Annotated in this window: 20 protein-coding genes; 14 read left to right on the forward strand and 6 right to left on the reverse strand. The window is 70.5% G+C overall.

The window, feature by feature from the left end; genetic code table 11:
• Positions 1–278: 278 nt before the first annotated feature.
• Positions 279–1682: a MocR-like pyridoxine biosynthesis transcription factor PdxR gene (gene pdxR, locus DFJ67_RS26500; RefSeq protein ID WP_116070503.1), complete on the reverse strand. Its 1404-nt coding sequence runs from the start codon at positions 1680–1682 to the stop codon at positions 279–281.
• Positions 1683–1758: 76 nt separating this feature from the next.
• Here pdxR and DFJ67_RS26505 point away from each other — a divergent pair, with 76 nt between their 5' ends.
• Positions 1759–2286 (forward strand): dihydrofolate reductase family protein, encoded by a 528-nt coding sequence (locus DFJ67_RS26505; RefSeq protein ID WP_116070504.1) that lies wholly within the window; start codon positions 1759–1761, stop codon positions 2284–2286.
• A gap of 1160 nt (positions 2287–3446) precedes the next feature.
• On the opposite strand, the gene DFJ67_RS26515 is transcribed toward DFJ67_RS26505, so the two are convergent.
• Positions 3447–4445, reverse strand: coding sequence for an aldo/keto reductase (locus DFJ67_RS26515; protein ID WP_116070505.1), 999 nt, complete (start codon positions 4443–4445; stop codon positions 3447–3449).
• Positions 4446–4570: 125 nt separating this feature from the next.
• Between DFJ67_RS26515 and DFJ67_RS26520 the strand changes: the two genes are divergently transcribed.
• Genes DFJ67_RS26520 through DFJ67_RS26535 form a run of 4 tightly spaced genes read left to right on the forward strand, consistent with a single transcriptional unit; the run spans position 4571 to position 7109 of the window.
• Positions 4571–5419, forward strand: a complete 849-nt coding sequence (locus tag DFJ67_RS26520; protein WP_116070506.1) for a helix-turn-helix transcriptional regulator — start codon at positions 4571–4573, stop codon at positions 5417–5419.
• A gap of 17 nt (positions 5420–5436) precedes the next feature.
• Positions 5437–5856, forward strand: a complete 420-nt coding sequence (locus DFJ67_RS26525) for a ribosomal maturation YjgA family protein (RefSeq protein WP_116070507.1) — start codon at positions 5437–5439, stop codon at positions 5854–5856.
• Between the two features lie 2 nt (positions 5857–5858).
• Positions 5859–6263: an SRPBCC family protein gene (locus DFJ67_RS26530; protein ID WP_116070508.1), complete on the forward strand. Its 405-nt coding sequence runs from the start codon at positions 5859–5861 to the stop codon at positions 6261–6263.
• A 57-nt stretch (positions 6264–6320) separates the two neighbouring features.
• A complete protein-coding gene (locus DFJ67_RS26535) occupies positions 6321–7109 on the forward strand; it encodes an SAM-dependent methyltransferase (RefSeq protein ID WP_203783091.1) in 789 nt (262 codons plus the stop codon).
• Here DFJ67_RS26535 and DFJ67_RS26540 read toward each other — a convergent pair.
• From DFJ67_RS26540 to DFJ67_RS26550, 3 genes are read right to left on the reverse strand one after another with little or no spacing between them, the layout of a single operon-like run.
• Entirely contained in the window at positions 7106–7987 is an 882-nt protein-coding gene (locus DFJ67_RS26540; protein ID WP_116070509.1) for an aminoglycoside phosphotransferase family protein, read from the reverse strand. The genes DFJ67_RS26535 and DFJ67_RS26540 overlap by 4 nt on opposite strands.
• A gap of 3 nt (positions 7988–7990) precedes the next feature.
• Positions 7991–8983 (reverse strand): class I mannose-6-phosphate isomerase, encoded by a 993-nt coding sequence (locus DFJ67_RS26545; RefSeq protein WP_116070510.1) that lies wholly within the window; start codon positions 8981–8983, stop codon positions 7991–7993.
• A 35-nt stretch (positions 8984–9018) separates the two neighbouring features.
• Complete coding sequence (locus DFJ67_RS26550; protein WP_170215988.1) at positions 9019–9591, reverse strand: P-loop nucleotide/nucleoside kinase family protein; 573 nt, start codon at positions 9589–9591, stop codon at positions 9019–9021.
• A 192-nt stretch (positions 9592–9783) separates the two neighbouring features.
• Here DFJ67_RS26550 and DFJ67_RS26555 point away from each other — a divergent pair, with 192 nt between their 5' ends.
• From DFJ67_RS26555 to DFJ67_RS26590, 8 genes are all read left to right on the forward strand, one after another.
• The gene (locus DFJ67_RS26555) at positions 9784–10833 is read left to right on the forward strand and encodes a 1-phosphofructokinase family hexose kinase (protein WP_170215989.1); all 1050 of its coding nucleotides are present in this window, start codon (positions 9784–9786) and stop codon (positions 10831–10833) included.
• The gene (locus DFJ67_RS26560) at positions 10830–11837 is read left to right on the forward strand and encodes a LacI family DNA-binding transcriptional regulator (protein WP_116070512.1); all 1008 of its coding nucleotides are present in this window, start codon (positions 10830–10832) and stop codon (positions 11835–11837) included. The genes DFJ67_RS26555 and DFJ67_RS26560 overlap by 4 nt, the downstream gene beginning before the upstream one ends.
• Positions 11834–13237 (forward strand): FGGY-family carbohydrate kinase, encoded by a 1404-nt coding sequence (locus DFJ67_RS26565; RefSeq protein ID WP_116070513.1) that lies wholly within the window; start codon positions 11834–11836, stop codon positions 13235–13237. Before DFJ67_RS26560 ends, DFJ67_RS26565 begins: the two co-directional genes overlap by 4 nt.
• Positions 13234–14136 carry a hypothetical protein gene (locus tag DFJ67_RS26570; RefSeq protein ID WP_116070514.1) on the forward strand — a complete coding sequence of 301 codons (903 nt, stop codon included), beginning with the start codon at positions 13234–13236 and terminating at the stop codon, positions 14134–14136. The genes DFJ67_RS26565 and DFJ67_RS26570 overlap by 4 nt, the downstream gene beginning before the upstream one ends.
• A 2-nt stretch (positions 14137–14138) precedes the next feature.
• Entirely contained in the window at positions 14139–14897 is a 759-nt protein-coding gene (locus tag DFJ67_RS26575) for an ATP-binding cassette domain-containing protein (RefSeq protein WP_116070515.1), read from the forward strand.
• Entirely contained in the window at positions 14894–15976 is a 1083-nt protein-coding gene (locus tag DFJ67_RS26580) for an ABC transporter permease (RefSeq protein ID WP_116070516.1), read from the forward strand. The genes DFJ67_RS26575 and DFJ67_RS26580 overlap by 4 nt, the downstream gene beginning before the upstream one ends.
• Positions 15973–16965 (forward strand): ABC transporter substrate-binding protein, encoded by a 993-nt coding sequence (locus tag DFJ67_RS26585; RefSeq protein WP_116070517.1) that lies wholly within the window; start codon positions 15973–15975, stop codon positions 16963–16965. The genes DFJ67_RS26580 and DFJ67_RS26585 overlap by 4 nt, the downstream gene beginning before the upstream one ends.
• Positions 16966–17063: 98 nt before the next feature.
• Positions 17064–17639, forward strand: a complete 576-nt coding sequence (locus DFJ67_RS26590; RefSeq protein WP_116070518.1) for an RICIN domain-containing protein — start codon at positions 17064–17066, stop codon at positions 17637–17639.
• A 4-nt stretch (positions 17640–17643) separates the two neighbouring features.
• On the opposite strand, the gene DFJ67_RS26595 is transcribed toward DFJ67_RS26590, so the two are convergent.
• Positions 17644–18381 (reverse strand): class I SAM-dependent methyltransferase, encoded by a 738-nt coding sequence (locus DFJ67_RS26595; RefSeq protein WP_116070519.1) that lies wholly within the window; start codon positions 18379–18381, stop codon positions 17644–17646.
• A 54-nt stretch (positions 18382–18435) separates the two neighbouring features.
• On the opposite strand from DFJ67_RS26595, the gene DFJ67_RS26600 reads away from it, so the two are divergent.
• Positions 18436–19278, forward strand: a complete 843-nt coding sequence (locus tag DFJ67_RS26600) for an alpha/beta fold hydrolase (RefSeq protein ID WP_116070520.1) — start codon at positions 18436–18438, stop codon at positions 19276–19278.
• The last annotated feature ends 46 nt before the right edge of the window (positions 19279–19324 follow it).

Raw genomic sequence — 19324 nt, forward strand, 5'->3', positions numbered from 1 at the left:
CTCGCCCTCGCCGCGTCCGTCGCCGAGCGCCCGGAACAGCTCCGCCGCCCGTTCGAAGAGCGCCAACTCATGTGGATCTTCCCGTTGGGTCTCCAGGAAACGCCCGTGCATCACCCGGCCACGGGCCAGCGCCAGCGCCGCTTCGACGCCGTCGAGTTCGCGCTCGGCGATGGCCAGGCCGCTGTTGTCTCCCGCGAAGGCCATCTGCTCGTAGAACAGTTTGGCCCGCTCGATCGGATCGTCCACGTTCGTCAAACCCCCGTCAGATCAGTCCGAGCCTAGTCGTGCAGCAGGTCTGCGATGGCCCCGATGCCGGCGCGGATGGCGTGCTCGTTGAGATCGCCGAAGCCGAACACGATGGCCGCACGGCCGGTCGCTCCGCCGTGCGCCCGATAGCGGCGCATCCCGTGCAGGCGAACCGATCGCTGCTCCGCGGCGGCCACGACCGCGGCCTCGTCGACACCGTCGGCCAACTCCGCCACGGCGTGGAAGCCGGCCTCGAGCCCGGTCAACCGCAGGTGCGGCGCGTGCTGTCGCAGCGCCTCGGTGAGTGCGACCCGCTTGGCGGCGTACGCCCGCCGCATCCGGCGCAGGTGCGCGTCGTAGCGTCCCGACTCGATCAGCCGCGCGAGCGCGAGTTGGTCGAGACCGGGGGAGCCGCGGTCACTGCGGTGCTTCTCCACGGCGATGGCGGGGGCGAGCCGGGCCGGGGCGAGCACCCAACCCAGCCGCAGCCCGGGCCCGAGGGGTTTGCTGACCGACCCGATCAGCACCACCCGGTCGGGCGCCAGCCCTTGCAGCGCACCGACCGGTTGCCGGTCGTAGCGGAACTCGGAGTCGTAGTCGTCTTCGATGATGACGCCGTCGCGTTCCTCGGCCCACCGCAACAGTTCCTGTCGCCGTGCGGGGGCGAGCACGACGCCGGTGGGAGTCTGGTGCGCCGGGGTGAGGATGACGGCGGTCGCTGATGTCCGGCACAGCGCGTCGACGACCAAACCGTGCCCGTCGACCGGCACCGGCGCCACTTCCAGCCCGGCCCGGCCTACCTGCATCGCCATTTCGGGGTGGCCTGGGTCTTCGACCGCGACGATCCTGGTGCGCTGCTCGGCCAACACGCGCAAAGTGAGTGCGACGCCCTGGGTGAAGCCGGCGCAGACGACCACGTCGCGGGCGTCGACCGACGCGGCCCGCACCCGCTGGGCGTAGGAGGCGAGCACGGCACGCAGCCGTGGGGAGCCGGCTCCGTCGCTGTAGCCGATCTCGACGCGCGACGCCGTCCGCGCCACCTCGTTGCACGCCCACAGCCAGTCGCGCATCGGAAAGCTGTTGAGGTCAGGCCTGCCCGGCGCGAAGTCGATGCCCCGGTCGGCCTTCGGCGCGGCCGGCGGTTGGTCCGGCGCCGACTGCCGGATGGCCTGGGCGACCCGGGTCGTGCCACCGGCCGTCGCGGTCAGGTATCCCTCGGCGGCCAGTTGCTCGTAGGTGCCCTGCACCAGGCCGCGGGAGACGCCGAGGTCCGCGGCCAGCTTCCGCGACGACGGCAGGCGCTCGCCGCCGCCCAGGCGCCCGGAGCGGATCGCCGCGCGGAGCGACTCCTGCAACTGCGCGCCGAGCGTGCCGGCGGCCGCCCGGTCCAGCCGCAGCATGATCTCCGGCGTCAAACCGGACCACTCAACAGCCATGGAACTGGACCTTAACGCAGGGCCAGTCGCGACCATACGGTCAACCGGACGAGCTCAGCACACCTCTGGAGGCGACATGGAACCGCAGACCGCCGGCGGCAAGGTACTCCTGCACTTCGCGATGTCACTGGACGGATTCGTGGCCACGCCGGACCACTCGCACGACTGGATGACCGGCATCACCTTCCATCCAGGCCTGATCCAGGAGTACGCCGCCTCGACCGGCGCCGTGCTCGGCGGCCGCGACGGTTGGGAAAGCGCCGGCGACGGCCGCCCCTACGGCAGCGCGTGGCACGGCCCGATCTTCATCCTCACCCACCACCCCGAGGACGCGACGCCCGCCGACCGGGTCACCTTCCTCAACTGCGGCCCGGCCGAGGCGGTGGCGATCGCACTGAAGGCGGCCGCCGGCAAGAACGTCGAGGTGTTCTCGCCGACCATCGGCCGCCAACTCCTCGAACTCGGCCTGATCGACGAGGTCGACCTGCACATCGCACCGGTCCTACTGGGTGAGGGCATCCGGATGTATGACAACCCCGGCGGCAAGCCGATCCGCCTGCACCCGACGACGGCCGTCGACGTGCGCTACCGACCGCGGCCCTGATGCGCACCTACCGCGAACTGTTCCGGACACCGGAGTTCACGCCGCTGTTCGTGGCGAGCTGTGCCCAGGTCGCCTCGACGACAGTGGGCGGGCTGGCGCTGGCGACGCTGGTCTATGCCCACACCGACTCACCACTGCTGGCCAGCCTGAGCATGTTCGGACCGTCGTTCGCCGAGTTGGTCGGCGCCAGCACGCTGCTGTCGGTCGCCGACCGGGTGCGGCCACGCGCGGCGCTGACGCTGACCGCCGTCGCCGGCGGCGTGGCCGCCCTGGTGCTGGCCCTGCCGGGCCTGCCGCTGGGTGCGATGTTCGCAGTGCTGTCCGCGTCGGGCCTGGCCACCTCGCTCGGCGGCGGCGTCCGCTTCGGGCTGCTGAACGAGATCGTGCCGGCGGACGGCTACGTGCTCGGCCGCTCGGTCCTCAACATCTCGGTCGGCGCGATGCAGATCGCCGGCTTCGGGCTCGGCGGCGTTCTCCTGGCGGTGCTGTCGCCACGAACCGCGCTGCTGGTCGGCGCGGCCCTGGCCGGCGGCGCGGCGCTGATCCTGCGGGCAGGCCTGAGCGATCGGCCGCCGCGGGCGGCCGGACGCCCATCCGTCGCGGCCACCTGGCGGGTCAACCGCCACCTACTGTCCACACCGGACCGGCGCGTGATCTATCTGGCGATGTGGCTACCCAACGGCCTGGTCGTCGGCTGCGAGGCGCTGTTCGTCCCCTACACGCCGCACGCCGCGGCGGCACTGTTCGTCGCCGCGGCGCTGGGCATGCTCCTCGGCGACGTGGCCGCGGGCCGATTCCTGCCACCGGCCACACGGGCACGGATGGTCACCCCGTTGCGGTTCCTGCTCGCCCTGCCCTACCTGCTGTTCGCCCTGCCGCTCAGCACGCCGGTCGCGGTCGCCGCGGCCGCGCTGGCGTCGATCGGCTACGCGTCCACCCTGCTGTTGCAGGAACGCCTGCTCGCGCTGGTCGGCGCCGAGGTCCGCGGCCAGGCCCTGGGCCTGCAGGGCACCGGCATGAAGGCGACCCAGGCGATCGGTGCCACGCTGGCCGGCCTGCTGGCGCAACACCTGCCGGTCGGCACGACGATGGCGCTGCTGGCCGCGGCGTCGCTCGCCGTCACCGCTCTGCTCGGTCCGGGCCTGCGCCCAGCCTTCTGGTCAGTCCGGGGTGCCGAGCGTGTGCATCATCGCCGTGGGGTAGCGGTCGCCCTTGGCCGCGCCCGTCGGCACCGCCTTCTCGATCTCGGCCAGGTCGTCGGCGGTCAGCTCGACGTCGACCGAGCCGAGCGCCTCGCCGAGCCGCTCCGGGGTGCGGGCACCAACGACCGGCACGATGTCGGCGCCCTGCGCGCTCACCCAGGCGATGGCGACCTGAGCGACCGAGTGGCCCTTGGCCACGGCGACCTCGCGCAACGCCTCGACCAGCCCCAGGTTGTCTTCGACGTTGCCGGCGGCGAAGCGCGGGCTGTGCGACCGAAAATCGCCCTGGCCCGCACCGTCACCGGGCCGCCAGTGTCCCGAGATCAGCCCGCGGGACAGCACACCGTAGGCGGTCATCCCGATGCCGAGTTCGCGCAGGACCGGCAGGATCTCGGCTTCCACGCCGCGGGAGATCAGCGAGTATTCGATCTGTAGGTCGGCGATCGGGTGCACCGCGTGGGCCCGGCGGACCGTCTCGGCGTCGACCTCGGACAGCCCGATGTGCCGCACATAGCCGGCCTCGACCAGCTCGGCGATCGCACCGATGGTGTCTTCGATGGGCACGGTCGGGTCGAGCCGGGCCGGCCGGTAGATGTCGACGTGGTCGGTGCCGAGCCGGGTCAGCGAGTACGCCAGGAAGTTGCGCACCGCCGCCGGCCGGCCGTCGAAGCCGCCCCACGAGTTGTCCGGGCCGCGCAGTCCGCCGAACTTCACGCTCAGCAGGTAGCTGTCCCGGTCGCGACCGCGTAACGCCTCGCTCAGCAGCAGCTCGTTGTGGCCCATCCCATAGAAGTCGCCAGTATCGATCAGGTTGATCCCGGCGTCGAGGGCCGCGTGCACCGTGGCGATGCTCTCCCGCCGGTCGGCGAACCCGTAGGCGCCGTCCGACATCCCCATGGCGCCGAGCCCCAGCGCGGAAGCGGTCGGCCCGGTGCGGCCCAGTTTGGTTGTCAGCACGTCGATCTCCTCTTGTTCGTTGTCCCCTCACTGTGCCCACCGGGCACGCTGGTGGGCAGCGGAGCGTTTGTCGTAGGAGCGCCGCTCCCTGGCTGCCGCCACCCGCCGCGAGCAAGGATGGGTGCATGCAGCGCGACGATCTCGCCGATTTCCTCCGCCGCCGGCGCCTGGCCATCAGCCCCGGCGAGGTCGGCATGGCGGAGGGTCCGCGCCGGCGCACCGCGGGCCTGCGCCGCGAGGAAGTCGCGATGCTCGCGGGCATGTCCGTCGACTACGTGGTCCGCCTCGAGCAGGGCCGCAGCGCCCAGCCGTCGACCCAACTGCTCACCGCGCTGGCCCGCGCCCTGCGGCTGACCGACGACGAGCGCGCCCACCTCTTCCACCTGGCCGGCCACCAACCGCCGCCGTCGGCCGGCACCGCCCGGCTGGCCCGCGCCGGCCTGCTCCGGATGCTCAACCTGCTCGGCGACACCCCGGCCACGGTGCTGTCCGACCTCGGCGAGGCGCTGGCCCACAACCGGATGGCCACCCTGTTGCACGGCGACCCGAGCGGTTTCAAGGGCGACCGCCGCTACCTGCCCTGGCGCTGGTTCACCGAGCCGTCCGCACGCCTCGTGCACCCGCCGGAGGAACACGCGCACCACTCCCGCATGTTCGTGGCCGACCTGCGCGCGACCGCCGCCCGCCGGCACGGCGACGCCGACGTCGACGGTTTGGTCGCCCGGCTGCGGGCGGCGAGCCCCGAGTTCAGCGCCCTGTGGGAGCAACACGAGGTCGGCCCCCGCCGCGCCGATCGCAAGGTCATCATCCATCCGAAGGTCGGCCGGATCGAGGTCGACTGCGAGACCCTGATGACCCCGGACCAGGGCCAGTTCCTGCTGGTCTTCACCCCGGCAGCCGGCACCGACGCCGCCGAGAAACTGGCGCTGCTGTCGGTGCTCGGGCTCGAAGACTTCCCGTCCCGCACGACGTAAGCCGCTATCGTCGCGGCGTGGTAGATCGGATCTGGCGCGTGCGGCTGGTCGCGCTCGCCTGCGTGGCCGGGCTTCTCGCCGTTGCGCTTGGGATCAGGATGCTGGCGAGCGGCGCGAGCGTCCTGGACAGCTCCGGCGCCCTGGCCCAATATTCGGGCACGGTCCTGTATGCGGCCATGGTCTACGCGGGGGTGTTTCTGGTCGCGCCCACCGCCAGACCGTTGGTGGCCGGGGGAGTGGCGATCGCTTTCTGCTGGCTGGTCGAGCTCCTCCAGCTCACCGGCTGGCCGGCCGAGCTTTCGGAGCGCAGCGTCCTCGCGCGGCTCGCGTTGGGCGTGGAGTTCGACGCCAGCGACCTCTTCTGGTATGTGGCCGGCGTGCTCCCGTTGGCCGTTGTCCATCACGCCCTTGTCCGCCCGACGTCCACTCAGGAGTAGTCATCGCCACGGTCAGTGTCGAAGCGATCATCGACGTTCCCGCGCAACGGGTGTGGGACGCCATCGCCGATGTCGGTGCCGTCCATCGCCGGTTGTTGCCCGGCCGGGTGGCCGACGCCCGGATCGAGGGCGACGTGCGCGTCCTGACCATGCCCGACGGCACCCAGGTGCGCGAGCTCATCCTCGCCATCGACCACCGCATCCGCAGGATGGCGTACGCGGTGACCGACGGCCAGCGCCTGCCGTTGACCTACCACCACGCGTCGTTCCAGGTGTTCGACGACGGTGACCGTAGCCGGCTCGTCTGGCTGACCGATGTCCTCCCGCACGACGCGGCCGACCTGGTCCGGCCCCGGGTCGAGCGGGGAATCGTGGAGCTGAAGGCCGTCCTGGAGACTTCCGGCTAGAGGCAGGGTGAGCAAAGCGATTGCATGCCCGCGGGTGACCGGCTTTGATCGGTACCCGTGACATTCCTCGATGAGCTCGCCCGCCCAGATCGATATCCGCGCTCGTCCCGATACGACCCGGCCTGGCTGCTCGATCTGGACATGGGGCCAAACCCGTTGTGGCTGCTGGAAGACCTGGCCCGGGATCTTGACCTGCGCCCGGGAATGCAGGTCCTGGACCTGGGCTCCGGCAAGGGAGCGACGTCCGTGTTCCTGGCCCGTGAATACGGCGTCCAGGTCGTGGCGGCCGATTGGTGGATCGCGCCGGATGAGGCCGCCGCCGTGTTCGCTGACGCCGGCGTTTCCGGCCAGGTGACCGCCGTGCGGGCCGAAGCGCACAACCTGCCGTTCGGGAAAGGCAGCTTCGACGCCATCGTGAGCATCGACGCCTTCGAATATTTCGGCACCTCTGACAGTTACCTGCCATACCTCGTGGGGTTCCTGCGGCCCGGCGGCCAACTTGGCGTGGCGACGCCGGGAATGACCCGGGAGGTCCGCGAGCTCGGGGCGATCCCGGAGCGCATCAAGGCACTGTTCGGCTGGGAGCCGATCGCCTGGCACACTGCCGAGTGGTGGCGCTTCCAGTGGGAAGTCACCGAACTCGTGACCGTCACCTCGGCACGACAACAGGAAGATGGCTGGCGAGACTGGCTGCTATGGACGCAGGCGCTGGCCGAGCACACAGGCGACTGGGCCGGCACAGAGCACAATCGCCAGGCGGTGATCGACCTGCTCGCCGCCGACGCCGGCGAGTTGCTGACCTTCGCGATGGTGACAGCGCGGAAGAACGCGCGGTCCGGTCTCTAGTCGATCCCGAGCTCGGCGAACCGGGCGGCCAGGTCGTCGATCGGCAACGGGCCACCGCGCCACAACGTGTCACCCAGCACGGTTCGCAGGTGCCAGGCCATGACGCGGTCGATGGACAGGTGCCGGCCGGTGATCCGCTCGTAGTGGCGGGTGGTGGCCGTGAGCAGTTCCACGCCGGGACCCGTCCCGGGAAACGCGCGCAGGTCGTATTCCGGCTCGGCGAGGCTGACGTTCTCGAAATCGACGACGATGCGCAGCTCGTCGCCGGCCCAGATCTGGTTGTCACCGTGCAGATCGGCGTGCACGACCACCGCCGGACGCGGCCGTGCGAGTGCGGCGTCCGCCCATTGGCACCAACGGCTGACGGCACCGCTCTGATCGGGCTCCAGACCTTCGAGGAGGACCTGTGTCGACGGCGGGTGTTGCGGACCCGCGCTCGCTGCGGCAAGAGGCCCGACGGCGGTCTCGACGCGGGCCCGGGTTGCCGGGTCGTGCAGCCTGGCGAGAAAAGCCGCGAGCTGACGGCCGGCGCGGTCCCGGTCGATCGAGTCGACGATCTCGAACAGCGACGTTCCGGGTTCCCGCCGGGTGACCAGCAGCAGCGGATCGGTGCTGCTGGCAACCACCTCGGGCAGGAACGGCTCGCCCGCCAGCGCGGTCAGGACACCGATCTCGTGGGCCAGGCGCAGGGCAGCGGGCCGCGACCACGCGAACTTCGCGATGAACCGGCCATCGACGACGGCGGTCGACGACCACCACAGTGGATCGTCCTCGACGGCTCGCTCGCGGATCTCGATCGAGGTGCCACCGAGCGCAGGCGCGACAGCTCGTACCGCCTGCGCCAGAATCGTCGGGGAGCAGCCGGCCAGCCACCGCATGGATCAGGCGACGGGCGGGCGGCAGCGCACCAGCTCGACCGGGCCCTCGACACGGACCGTGCCGGCGTCGTGCGGGATGAGCACCGTCATGCCCGTGCGCAGCGCCAGCGACTCGTCGGCGCCCCACGACAGGCGGCCCTCGCCGGAAAGCACGACGGCGATGGAGAAACCAGGCTCCCATTCGGACGGTCCACTGTGGTGAATGGCGCGGAAGAAGGCATCCCCGTACGCCGGGAAGATTCGGGTGTCGTCGATCCGTCCGCACAGTTCCTTGAGGGTGCCGGCGGGCACGGCCTGGCGGCGCACGCACGGCAGGGCCGCGTCGAAGCCGATGCCGAGGTGGCCGTCGCGAGGGCCGTCGATGGCGAAACCGTCATACTCGAGCAGCAGCGACAGGTCGGCGGCCTGCTGGAGTTCGAGCAGCAGGATGCCCGCGCCGATCGCGTGCGCGTAGCCGGCCGGCACGAAGACCGTGTCGCCCGCGGTCACCTCGACGGCGTGCAGCGCGTCGAGCATCGCGGCCCGGTCCTGGCGCGCCACCCAGTCGGCCAGGGTCGCCGGCTCGACGTCTTCGCGGAAGCCGAGGTGCACCTTGGCGCCGGGTTCCGCGTCCAGGATGATCCAGGACTCGGTCTTGCCGTTGCGACAACCCAGGTGCGACTGGGCAAAGGCATCATCCGGGTGTACGTGCACCGGCAGCCGCTCGCCGGCGTCGAGGAGCTTGACCAGCAGCGCCGGGTCGGCGCCGAAGCGTGCGACGTGTGCGGCGCCGAGCCAGCGCACCGGGTCGTCGGCGATCGCGGCGCGCAGGAGGCGGCCGTCGTCGAGCACGGTCAGGCCGAGCGAGTCGAAGCCGGCGACGGTGGTGGTCGAGCCCACCCAGTCTTCGGGCGTGTGGTCGCCGGCCGGTGCGCTGCCGCGGAACGCCGCGATCCGGTCGCCGCCCAGATAGAACCGATCCGCCGGCTGGTTGACGGGAAGCACGATGACGGTCATGGGATCTCCTCTGAGCAGGGGCGGCGAACTGATCATTAAAGGGGCCCGCGCGAAACGTCAAGCTGTTCGAGTACGAGTCGGACCTGCTCAGCCGGCGCGGCTTCGGCCGGAACAGCGAGGTGCGGGACCAGCGGCGGGGCCAGGTCGACCCGGCCCAGGAACGTCGCAAGATCGGCTAGCTTCGCGCGGTCGCGCGCGGCGGCCCGGCCGCCCATCCGGTGGCGCAACAGGTCGGGTGTCGCCCGTAGCCAGACAAGTGTCGCCTTTGCACTTAAAGCCGCGAACCGGTCGGCGAGCCGTTCAAGGGTCACCGGATCACGGCGTTCGGCCGTGAACGGCGCGACCAGCACCACCGGGTTGCCGATGGCGAGGTTGTCGGCGGCGGCGTCGAACAGGGTCTCGTAACGAGCGGCCCGGGTGGACAGAGCCAGCCGCGGGTCGTCGAGGTCATCGGTGCCGAGCAATTCGGCGACGACCGCGGTGAGCGGCCTGGTCAGCACGTCCTGATCGAGCAGCACCGCGTTCAGCGACCGGGCGAGCGCGGCTCCGAGCACGGTTTTGCCGCTCGCCGGTGGACCGGCGACGAGCACCGCGGGCAGATCGACCACAACAGCACCTCCGCCACTGACCGTGTGTGACGCGAACGTCACTCTCCATGTCGTACGGCCGCTCCAGGAAACGATCCTGTTACGAAACCTGGCTGAAAACTCCTCGTCATCTTGACAGTCATGAAGCACCGTGCACATAGTGCGAGCACCGCTGTGACATCGATTACCTCGTCTCGTGACAACGATTACCTGATGAGTCAAAGAGGGGACCGGTCAGTGCTGATCGCGACGCCCAACCTGTGTCTGGATCGGACACAGCTCGTCCCGGAGCTGGTGCTCGGCGGGGTGATGCGCGCCCGGTCGGTCGAGGTCACGGCCGGCGGCAAGGGTGTCAACATCGCCCGCGTCGCCCGGGCCCACCACCAACGGGCCACTGTCGTCGGTCTGGTCGCCGACCGCGACCGGGAACGCCTGCTGCGGCTGCTCGCGGAAGAAGGCGCCGACGTCGTCGACGTGCCGATGCCCGGCGACACCCGCAACGCGATCATCATGATCGAGCAGCCCGGCGGCCGCACCACGATCGTCAACGAGCAAGGCTCGACCATCGACGCGACCATCTGGCAGCGCTACCGCGACGCGATCGAAGCCAGCCTGCCCGGCCACCGCACGTTGGCCTGCTCGGGCAGCCTGCCGCCGGGCGCGCCGGCAGACGCCTACGGACAGCTGGTCCAGCTTGCGCACGCGGCCGGCGTCCTCGCGGTCGTCGACACCGCGCCGGGCGCCTTGCGCGCGTCCCTGGCCAGCGGGCCTGACCTGGTCAAACCCAACCTGCAAGAGGCCGAGGCGGCCATCTCCGGCACGTCCGGCCTGGTGCTGCTCGACGCCGACAGCGACGTGCGCGAGCGCGCGATGGAAGCGGCGACCACGCTCTGCCGGCTCGGCGCCCGCAACGCCGCCGTCACCGCCGGCGCGCACGGCGTCGCTCTGGCACAGGGAACAGCCAGCGTCCGCTGGTTCCCCGCGATCAAGGTCGAGGTGGTCAGCGCGGTAGGCGCCGGCGACTCCTTCCTCGGCGGCGTCCTCCTAGAACTCGAAGCGGCGACCAACGCCGCCGGCAACGCCGTCGGCAACCAAGGCGACCTTGATCGCGGTCGCGCCGTCGAACCGGACTGGCCCGCCGCCATGCTGCGTGGGTCCGCGACAGCCAGCGCTTCCTGCGAACAGCTCCGCGCGGGCGGAGTCGACCCCGACCGGGCCGCCGAACTGCTCGCCCAACTGCGCAAGCTGGACACCCAGTCATGAAGCGACCCCGCGCCCGGCTCCGCGATGTCGCGGAGGCCGCACAGACCAGCACCAAGACCGCGTCCCGGGTGATCAACGGCGACGTGCGGGTCTCGGCGGCCACCCGGGCGCGGGTCGAGCAGGCGGTCGTCGAGCTGGGCTACCGGCCCGACCCGCTGGCCCGGTCGCTGCGCCTCGGTCAGGACGAGACGATCGGTGTCGTGGTCGACGAGGTCGGCGACCCGTTCTTCGCCAGCGTCATCGGCGAGATCGAACGGATGGCCCTCGACCGCGGCGTCTCGGTCATCATCGCCAGCACCCGACGCCGGGCCGAGCGCGAACGGATCGTGCTCGACGGCCTGTTCCAGCGCCGGGTCGCCGGGCTGATCATCGCGTCCATATCGGACGATCACGCTTACCTGCGTACCTCCAGCTGCCCCTTGGTCTTCATCGACCGCGCCGCCGAAGACCTCGCGGCCGACGCGGTGGTGGTCGATGACCGCGGCGGTGCCCGGATGGCCGTCGAGCACCTGATGCGGCACGGGCACCGGCGGATCGCCTACATCGGCGACCGGCTGAGCACCGCGACCGCCCGCTACCGGCTCGCCGGCTATCGCGACGCGATCGAGGGCGCCGGCATCGTCTTCGACGAGGATCTCGTCGCCCAGGTCGAGCCGGCCAAGGGCGACGCCGGGGTCGCGGTCGAGGCGCTGCTGCGGATGTCGGACCCGCCGACCGCGATTTTCAGCGCCAACACCCGCTGTTCGCTGGGCTCGCTGCCGACCATTCACCGGCTGCGCCGCACCGACCTGGGCTTCATCTCGTTCGGCGACTTCGCGATGGCCGACACGCTGACCCCGGCGATCACCATCGTCGACCACTCGCCGGAGACGATCGGCCGGCTCGCGGCGGAGCGGTTGTTCAGCCGCCTGGCCGGCGACGAGCCACCGGTGGAAACGATCCTGGCGCCCCTGCGGGTGGTGCCCCGCGGCAGCGGTGAACTCGCACCGGAGGTGACCGCATGAACGAGCTCGTCGCCGGTGTCGACCTGGGCACCACCGTCACCAAGGCCGTGTTGACCCGCCCGGACGGCACCACCGTCGCCTTCGCCCGCAACCCGACCACCTGGACGCAGACACCCGGCGGCCGGCTGGAGACCACCGGCGCGGCACTCGTCGCCGACGTGCTGCGCACGCTCGAGGACGCGGTCGCCCAGGTCGAAGACGACGTTCAGGTGACCGGCATCGGCATCGCCGGCCTGGCCGAGAGCGGCACGATCCTCGACGCGCACGGGCGGGAGACCTCGCCGGTCATCGCCTGGTTCGACGAGCGCGGTGCGACCGAACTCAAAGACCAGGGCAAGGAGTTCGTCGCCGACTTCCCTCGCCGCACCGGCCTCCCGGTCGGTTCACAGTGGAGCCTGCCGAAGCTGCTCTGGATGCGCGGCGCCGGCATCCGGCTCGACCAGACGTCGCGCTGGCTCAACATGCCGGAGTACGTCGCCTACGTGCTGACCGGCGAGCGGGTCAGCGAGCCGTCCCTGGCCTCCCGCACCGGGCTGCTCGACCAGGCAACTGGCCAGCCGTGGGCGGAAGCGCTCGACCGGATCGGCGTCGGCCCGGCGTTCCTGCCCGAGACGAGGCCGGCAGGCCAACCGGCCGGCCGGGTCAAACAAGGCGCCTTCAAGGGCGCCGCCGTCACCGTCGCCGGCCACGACCACCCGGTCGCCGCCATCGGCGCCGGCGCCACCGGCCCGGCCGACCTCTTCGACTCGTGCGGCACCGCCGAGGTGCTGCTCCGCTCGGTGCCGCGGATCCTCACCGACGACGAACGGTCCACCCTGGTCGCGCTCGGCATCGACGCCGGCCGGCACGTGCTGCCCGACCACGCGGTGCTGATCGGCGGGATGCGCTCCGGCCTGGTGATGCGCCGGGTACTCGCGCTGGTCGGTGCCGACGACCCGGCCCGCCGCGACGAACTCGACCACCGGTGGCGGCCGGACGCACCGGTCGGCGACGCGCTGACCGTGGTCGGCGCCGCGATGCACGACAACGACGTGACCCTCCGGATCCGCGACGGTGCCAGCCCCGACCTGCTCTGGGCGGCCACCCTCGCGCACCTCGGCGAGCAGACCGCGGCACTGCTGGCCGCGGTCAACTCGGTCGTCGGCGAGCACCGCACCGCGGTCGCGGCCGGCGGCTGGACCCGGATGGCCAGCGTGCGGCGGGCCAAGGCGGGGGTGATCCCGCGACTGCGGATCTCCGCCCTGGAGCAGCCGGGCGCGCGCGGTGCCGCGATGTTCGGCGCCTGCGCCGCGTACGACGTCCCACTGGACAAAGTGACTCGACAGTTTCTCGACACGGCGGACCAGGCGGACGTCACCGCCGGCGCGGCCGCAGCGAGCACGAGGAAGGACAACTCATGACGGAGCGAAATACCGGACTGAACGCGATCGCGGACGCCAACGGCGTGTTCTCGATCGTCGCGATGGACCAGCGCAACACGTTGCGCCGGATGTTCGCCGCGATCGGCCAGGACGCCAGCGAGAGCGACATGCACCAGGCGAAGATCGACGTCGCCGCGGCGCTCACCCCGCTCGCCAGCGCGATCCTGCTCGACCCGACCTACGGCGTGCCCTCGGTGACCAAGGCGAGCGCCCGGGCGGCGAGTTGTGGCCTGCTGGTCGCGGCCGAGCCGGCCGACCGGGGCAACTACAACGGCGAGCCGCGGACCCACCGCGACCCGAAGCAGGACGCCGCGTGGGTCAAGGCCCAGGGCGGCGACGCGGTCAAGTTCCTCGTCCAACTTCGCCCGGGCCGGCCGATCGGCGACGGCCCGGACATCTCGGCCGAGGTGCTCGACATCGTCCGCGAGGTGGCCGCCGACTGCAAGGCGGTCGGCATCCCGTCGGTGGTGGAGAACCTGATCTACGCCCTGCCTGGTGAGGAACTGACCGCGCAGCAGCGTGAGGATCTGATCGTCGAGGCGGCGGTGCAGATCGCCGACACCGGCGTCGACCTGGTGAAGATCGAATACCCGGGCTCGGCCCGCGGTTGCCGCCGGGTCGCCGAGTCGGTCAAGGCACCGTGGGCCGTGCTCTCCGCGGGCGTCGGCTTCGACGAGTTCCAGAACGTGCTGCGGGTGTCCTGCGACGAGGGTGGCGCGTCCGGCTTCATCGCGGGCCGGTCCATCTGGAAAGAGGCAATCGGCCTGAATGGGCCGGCACGACAGGAGTTCCTGGACACCGTTGCGCGCCAGCGGTTGCAGACCTGCCTCGACACGGTGGCGGGGCGGGCGCGGCCCTACACGGAGGCGGTGAAGTAGCCATGACAGCGGTACTCGAAGCGCGTGGGATCACCAAGCACTACGGGCACGTAGAGGCGCTGACCGACGCCAACTTCGACGTGCAGGCCGGTGAGGTGGTCGCCCTGATCGGTGACAACGGCGCCGGCAAGAGCACGCTGGTGCGGATCCTCAGTGGAGCCGAGAGCGCCGACGCGGGCGAGGTTCTCTTCGACGGGAAACCGGTGCAGCTCGCCTCGCCGACCGACGCCCGCGAGCTAGGCATGGAGACCGTCTTCCAGGACCTCGCGCTCGCGCCGCACCTGTCCCCGGTGCAGAACATGTATCTGGGCCGCGAGGTGATGCGCAAGGGCCTGCTCGGCAAGCTCGGCTTCATGGACAGCAAGGCGATGCGCGACGGCAGCCGCAGCGCGTTCGACCGGCTCGGCGCGACCGTGCGCGACCTCAACGGCACGGTCGGCGGGATGTCCGGCGGCCAGCGCCAGGGCATCGCGGTGGCCCGCGCCGCGGCCTGGGCCCAGAAGGTCATCTTCCTGGACGAGCCGACGGCGGCGCTGGGCGTGGTGCAGACCCAGAACGTGCTCGAACTCGTCCGCCGGGTCAGCGGCGAGGGGATCGGCGTGGTGTTCATCAGCCACTCGATGCCGCACGTCATGGAGGTCGCCGACCGCATCCAGGTGATGTGGCGCGGCCGCCGGGTCGCCACCTACAACAAGGCCGACACCTCGATGGAGCAACTGGTGTCAGCCATGACCGGTGCAGTGGCACAGGAGGCGTCATGACCACGACGAAGGCGGCGACGCCGGTCTCCACCGAGGACGCGCCGACCGGCCGGCTCAGCCGGGTCTCCCGCCTCCAGGCGCTGCAGATCCTGATCCTGCTGATCGTGACGATCGCGGTGTTCACCGCGTTGCGCCCCGACACGTTCCTCACCGGGTTCAACATCCGCGGCATCGTGCAGAACACGGCCATCTACGCCGTACTCGGCGTCGGTATGACCTTCGTGATCATCACCGGCGGCATCGACCTGTCGGTCGGCAGCGTGCTGGTGTTCAGCGGCGTCGTCGCCGACAAGATCATGGTCGCGTTCGGCGGCCAGGGCTGGGGCACCGTCCTCATCGGACTCGTCGCGGCCCTCGCCTCCGGCCTGGCCTGGGGCCTGCTCAACGGCATCCTGGTGGCCAAGGCCAAGGTGCCACCCCTCGTGGTCACGCTCGGCTCACTCAGCGCCGCCCTCGGCTTCGCGCAGATCATCACCAAGGGCCTCGACCTGCGCGACGCCCCGAAGACGCTGGTCGACGACATCGGCTTCGGCAACATCGTCGGCCAGGTGCCGACGATCGCGGTGATCTCCGCGGTGGTCGTCATCTTCGGCATCGTGCTCCTGCACCGCACCCGCTTCGGCCTCTACACCTACGCCATCGGTTCCAACGCCGAAGCGGGCCGCCGGGCCGGTGTCAAGGTCGAGCGACACCTCATCAAGGTGTACGCGTTCGCGGGGCTGCTGGCCGGTTTCGCCGGCCTGCTCAACCTCGGTTTCTTCCAGTCCACGACGATCGGCGGCCAGTCCAACACGCCGCTGAACGTCATCGCCGGCGTCGCCATCGGCGGCACCAGCCTGTTCGGTGGCATCGGTTCCGTGTTCGGCACCGTCATCGGACTGTTCATCCCGATCGTGCTGCAGAACGGGTTCATCCAGACCGGCGTCCAGCCGTTCTGGCAGCAGGTCGTCGTCGGCGCGGTGCTCGTCGCCGTCGTCTACGTCGACCAGCTCCGCCGTGCAGCCGCGGTGAGAGGCACGAAAACACGCCTGCCATTCCTGTCCCGTGCAGGAAGCGCATCGAGAAAGGGATCAGCATGAAGCGCAAGTCAACCGCCATAGTCGCCGCGTTGGCCGCCGTCGCGCTCGGCGCGGCCGCCTGTGGCTCCGACAGCGACAGCGGCGGCTCCACCGCCGGCGGCGCCAAGTCCGGCAACTACAAGCTGGCGTTCGTCCAGGGTGTCGCCGGCGACGCGTTCTACATCACGATGGAATGCGGCATCAAGGACGAGGCGGCCAAGGAAGGCGCCACCGTCTCGGTCCAGGGTGCGCAGAAGTTCGACCCGACCCTGCAGACCCCGGTGCTCCAGTCGGTCATCGCGTCGAAGCCCGACGCGATCCTGATCGCACCGACCGACGTCTCGGCGATGCAGCAGCCGATCGCACAGGCCAAGGCCCAGGGCATCAAGATCGTGCTGGTCGACACCACGCTCAACGACCCGTCGGTCGCGGTGTCGGCGATCTCGTCGGACAACAGCGCGGGTGGCAAGGCCGCGTTCGAGGCCATCCAGAAGCTCGCCCCCAACGGCGGCAAGGTCCTCGGCGTCGGCGTGCAGCCCGGCATCAGCACCACCGACGCCCGCGACAAGGGCTTCGGTGACGCCGCCAAGGCCGACCCGAAGTTCACCTACCTGGGCGTGCAGTACTCGCAGAACGACCCGGCCAAGGCCGCCTCGATCGTGAGCGCCGCACTGCAGAAGGACCCCGACATCGTGGGCATCTTCGCGTCGAACCTCTTCTCGGCGCAGGGCTCCGCGACCGGTATCCGCCAGGCCGGCAAGCAGGGCAAGGTCAACGTCGTCGGCTTCGACGCCGGCCCGGAGCAGATCAAGGCGCTCCAGGACGGCACCGTGCAGGCGCTGATCGCGCAGCAGCCCGGCGACATCGGCGTCCAGGGCGTGCAGCAGGCGATCAAGGCCCTCAAGGGTGAGCCGAACGAGGCCAACATCCAGACCGGCTCGACCATCATCACCAAGGACAACCTGTCCAGCGCCGAGGGCCAGGCGGCCGCCTACAAGGCGAGCTGCTGACCCTGAATTCCGCGCGACCGGCCCGGCACCCCTCACCAGAGGTGCCGGGCCGCTCCGGATAGATCAAAAATAGGTCGGCTGGCTACGGTCCGCCCGTGATGAAACAGCTGAGCCGTGCTCTCGCGGTGCTGCTGCTGGCGGTGACCGGCCTGGTGCTGGTCAGCGGCCCGGCGCAGGCGGCGCCCTACACCTATCACCACGTGACGCCGGGCTCCGGCGGCACCTACTACATCGTCAACGACATGTCGCGGAAGTGCATCGACATCCGCGACTGGAACTTCCACAATGGCGCGGTCGTGCAGCAATACAGCTGCTTCGACACCAACAACCAGAAGTTCGAGCTGGAGAACATCGGCCGCGTCAACGGCGTGACCGCCTGGCGGATCAAGCCGATCTTCCTGCTCTACCAGAACCCCGACAAGTGCCTCGACGTCCTCGACGGCCGCTTCGAGAACGGGCAACGGATCCAGACCTGGGACTGCAGCCCCGGCTGGCAGCAGATGTTCGAGTTCGTGCAGGGACCCAACGGCCTTTACCAGATGCGGCCCGTCTACGACCACAAGTGCGTCGACGTTCCGCCCGCCGACCGCTACGACCTGACCGAACTGCGGCAGTGGGACTGCTTCGGATCGGATTTCCCGTACACCAATCAGTGGTGGTTCTTCGCCTTCTAGAGCGTCACGCTTTCTCGTACACCGTCACGTGTTGGTTGCTGGTCTTGGTGAACGGCGCGCTGTCCCAGCCGGAATAGCGCGCCGCTCGCCGCAGGCCGGCCAGGCGGGCCATCAGGTCAAGCTCGCTCGGCCAGGCATAGCGGAGCAGCAGCGGCCGCAGTGTGGTGCCGGCGGCATCGATCGTCACCCGCTGGTAGGTGACCGTCTGCGCGACCGGATCGTGCAACTGGTATTCCATGTCGACCACGTCTTCGCTGAGCGCTCGCGTGTTGACCCGCTGCCCGCGGTCGAAGACGGTCAGGTCCTGGACGAACGCCTCGATGACGAAAAGCCCGCCGGGTGCGAGCACCCGGGCGACGTTGCGGAAGCAGTCGATCTGACGCTCCTGCGAGGTCAGGTTGAAGAGCGTGTTGAAGACCAGATAGGCGAGGTCGTAGGGGCCGTCGAGGCCGTCGAGGTCGGCCATGTCACCCACCACTGTGGAGATCTCCGCGCCGCCGGGCCTGGCCCGCATCCGCTCGACCATTTCGATGGAGCCCTCGATGCCGTCGACCGCGACACCGGTCGCCGCGAGCGGGATCGCCACCCGGCCGGTGCCGGTGGCCAGCTCCAGAACCCGCCCGCCGGCCGGCACCAGCTTGCTGAGGAACGCCACGGCCGGGCCCGGGTCGAGCTCGGTGCGGTCGTCGTATTCGTGCGCGTAACGCTCGCCGTAGAACGAGGGATCGCCGAATGTACTCATACCGCCAACCAACCAGCACCCAAGGAAATCGGCCACCGATTATGCTGCGGTTCGATGCGCCGGGTCCTTCGCCCCACGACCGTCGCCAAGCTGGCAGCCGGGCAGATCGAATTCCGCCTGGATGCCCGCGGCGACGGCGTCGTGCTGGTCTTCCACGGCGGCCACGTGCGGGCCGGTCTCGCGCTGGGCGAGGAGGCCTTCGATCGCACGATCCTGGCTCCGTCGCGCCCCGGCTACGGCCGAACCCCGCTGTCCCGATCCATCGAGGACTACTGCGACCTGGTGGCCGCGCTCTGCGCTCAGTTGGGCATCGACCGCGTCGCGGCCGCCGTTGGTATATCCGGCGGCGGGCCGACGGCGGCGACGATGGCGGCCCGCCATCCCGACCTCGTCGAGCGGCTGATACTGCTCAGCGCGGTGAGCTTCCTGCCCTTTCCGGATCGGCTGACCCGACTCGGTTCGCACGTCGCCTTCAACGCGGTGACCGAACGGGCCACCTGGGCCGGCGTCCGCACCCTCATGCGGCTGGCGCCGGACGCCGGCTTGCGGTTCATGCTGCGCGGCCTGTCGACCGTGCCGTCCGGAACGGTCCTCGCCGCGCTGTCCGACGAAGATCGCGCGGCGCTCGTGGACCTGTTCACGCACATGCGCTCGGGCCGAGGTTTCCGCAACGACCTACGCCCGACGCGCGATGTCACCGCCCAGATCGACCAGCCCACGCTGGTGATCGCTACTCGCACCGACCGCGGCGTGCCGTTCGCCCACGCCGAATCCCTCGCCAGCACCATCCGGCACGCCACCCTCGTCGAAAGCCACGCGCACACCCACGTCATCTGGCTCAGCCCCGACTGGCCGCCGATCGCCGCACGGATCCGGGCGTTCCTCGACACCGCATGACGGGTCGGGCTTACGCTGAAGTTTCATACACCTGGCGTGCTGGCTG

The sequence above is a fragment of the Asanoa ferruginea genome, from assembly GCF_003387075.1.
In the GTDB taxonomy this organism is placed as follows: domain Bacteria; phylum Actinomycetota; class Actinomycetes; order Mycobacteriales; family Micromonosporaceae; genus Asanoa; species Asanoa ferruginea.

Coding starts and splice junctions, on each gene's coding strand:
- DFJ67_RS26595 (WP_116070519.1), bottom strand. CDS start 18,381: ATGAGTACATTCGGCGATCCCTCGTTCTACGGCGAGCGTTACGCGCAC.
- DFJ67_RS26540 (WP_116070509.1), bottom strand. CDS start 7,987: ATGCGGTGGCTGGCCGGCTGCTCCCCGACGATTCTGGCGCAGGCGGTA.
- DFJ67_RS26520 (WP_116070506.1), top strand. CDS start 4,571: ATGCAGCGCGACGATCTCGCCGATTTCCTCCGCCGCCGGCGCCTGGCC.
- DFJ67_RS26585 (WP_116070517.1), top strand. CDS start 15,973: ATGAAGCGCAAGTCAACCGCCATAGTCGCCGCGTTGGCCGCCGTCGCG.
- DFJ67_RS26580 (WP_116070516.1), top strand. CDS start 14,894: ATGACCACGACGAAGGCGGCGACGCCGGTCTCCACCGAGGACGCGCCG.
- DFJ67_RS26545 (WP_116070510.1), bottom strand. CDS start 8,983: ATGACCGTCATCGTGCTTCCCGTCAACCAGCCGGCGGATCGGTTCTAT.
- pdxR (WP_116070503.1), bottom strand. CDS start 1,682: ATGGCTGTTGAGTGGTCCGGTTTGACGCCGGAGATCATGCTGCGGCTG.
- DFJ67_RS26565 (WP_116070513.1), top strand. CDS start 11,834: ATGAACGAGCTCGTCGCCGGTGTCGACCTGGGCACCACCGTCACCAAG.
- DFJ67_RS26560 (WP_116070512.1), top strand. CDS start 10,830: ATGAAGCGACCCCGCGCCCGGCTCCGCGATGTCGCGGAGGCCGCACAG.
- DFJ67_RS26575 (WP_116070515.1), top strand. CDS start 14,139: ATGACAGCGGTACTCGAAGCGCGTGGGATCACCAAGCACTACGGGCAC.
- DFJ67_RS26590 (WP_116070518.1), top strand. CDS start 17,064: ATGAAACAGCTGAGCCGTGCTCTCGCGGTGCTGCTGCTGGCGGTGACC.
- DFJ67_RS26600 (WP_116070520.1), top strand. CDS start 18,436: ATGCGCCGGGTCCTTCGCCCCACGACCGTCGCCAAGCTGGCAGCCGGG.
- DFJ67_RS26505 (WP_116070504.1), top strand. CDS start 1,759: ATGGAACCGCAGACCGCCGGCGGCAAGGTACTCCTGCACTTCGCGATG.
- DFJ67_RS26555 (WP_170215989.1), top strand. CDS start 9,784: ATGAGTCAAAGAGGGGACCGGTCAGTGCTGATCGCGACGCCCAACCTG.
- DFJ67_RS26570 (WP_116070514.1), top strand. CDS start 13,234: ATGACGGAGCGAAATACCGGACTGAACGCGATCGCGGACGCCAACGGC.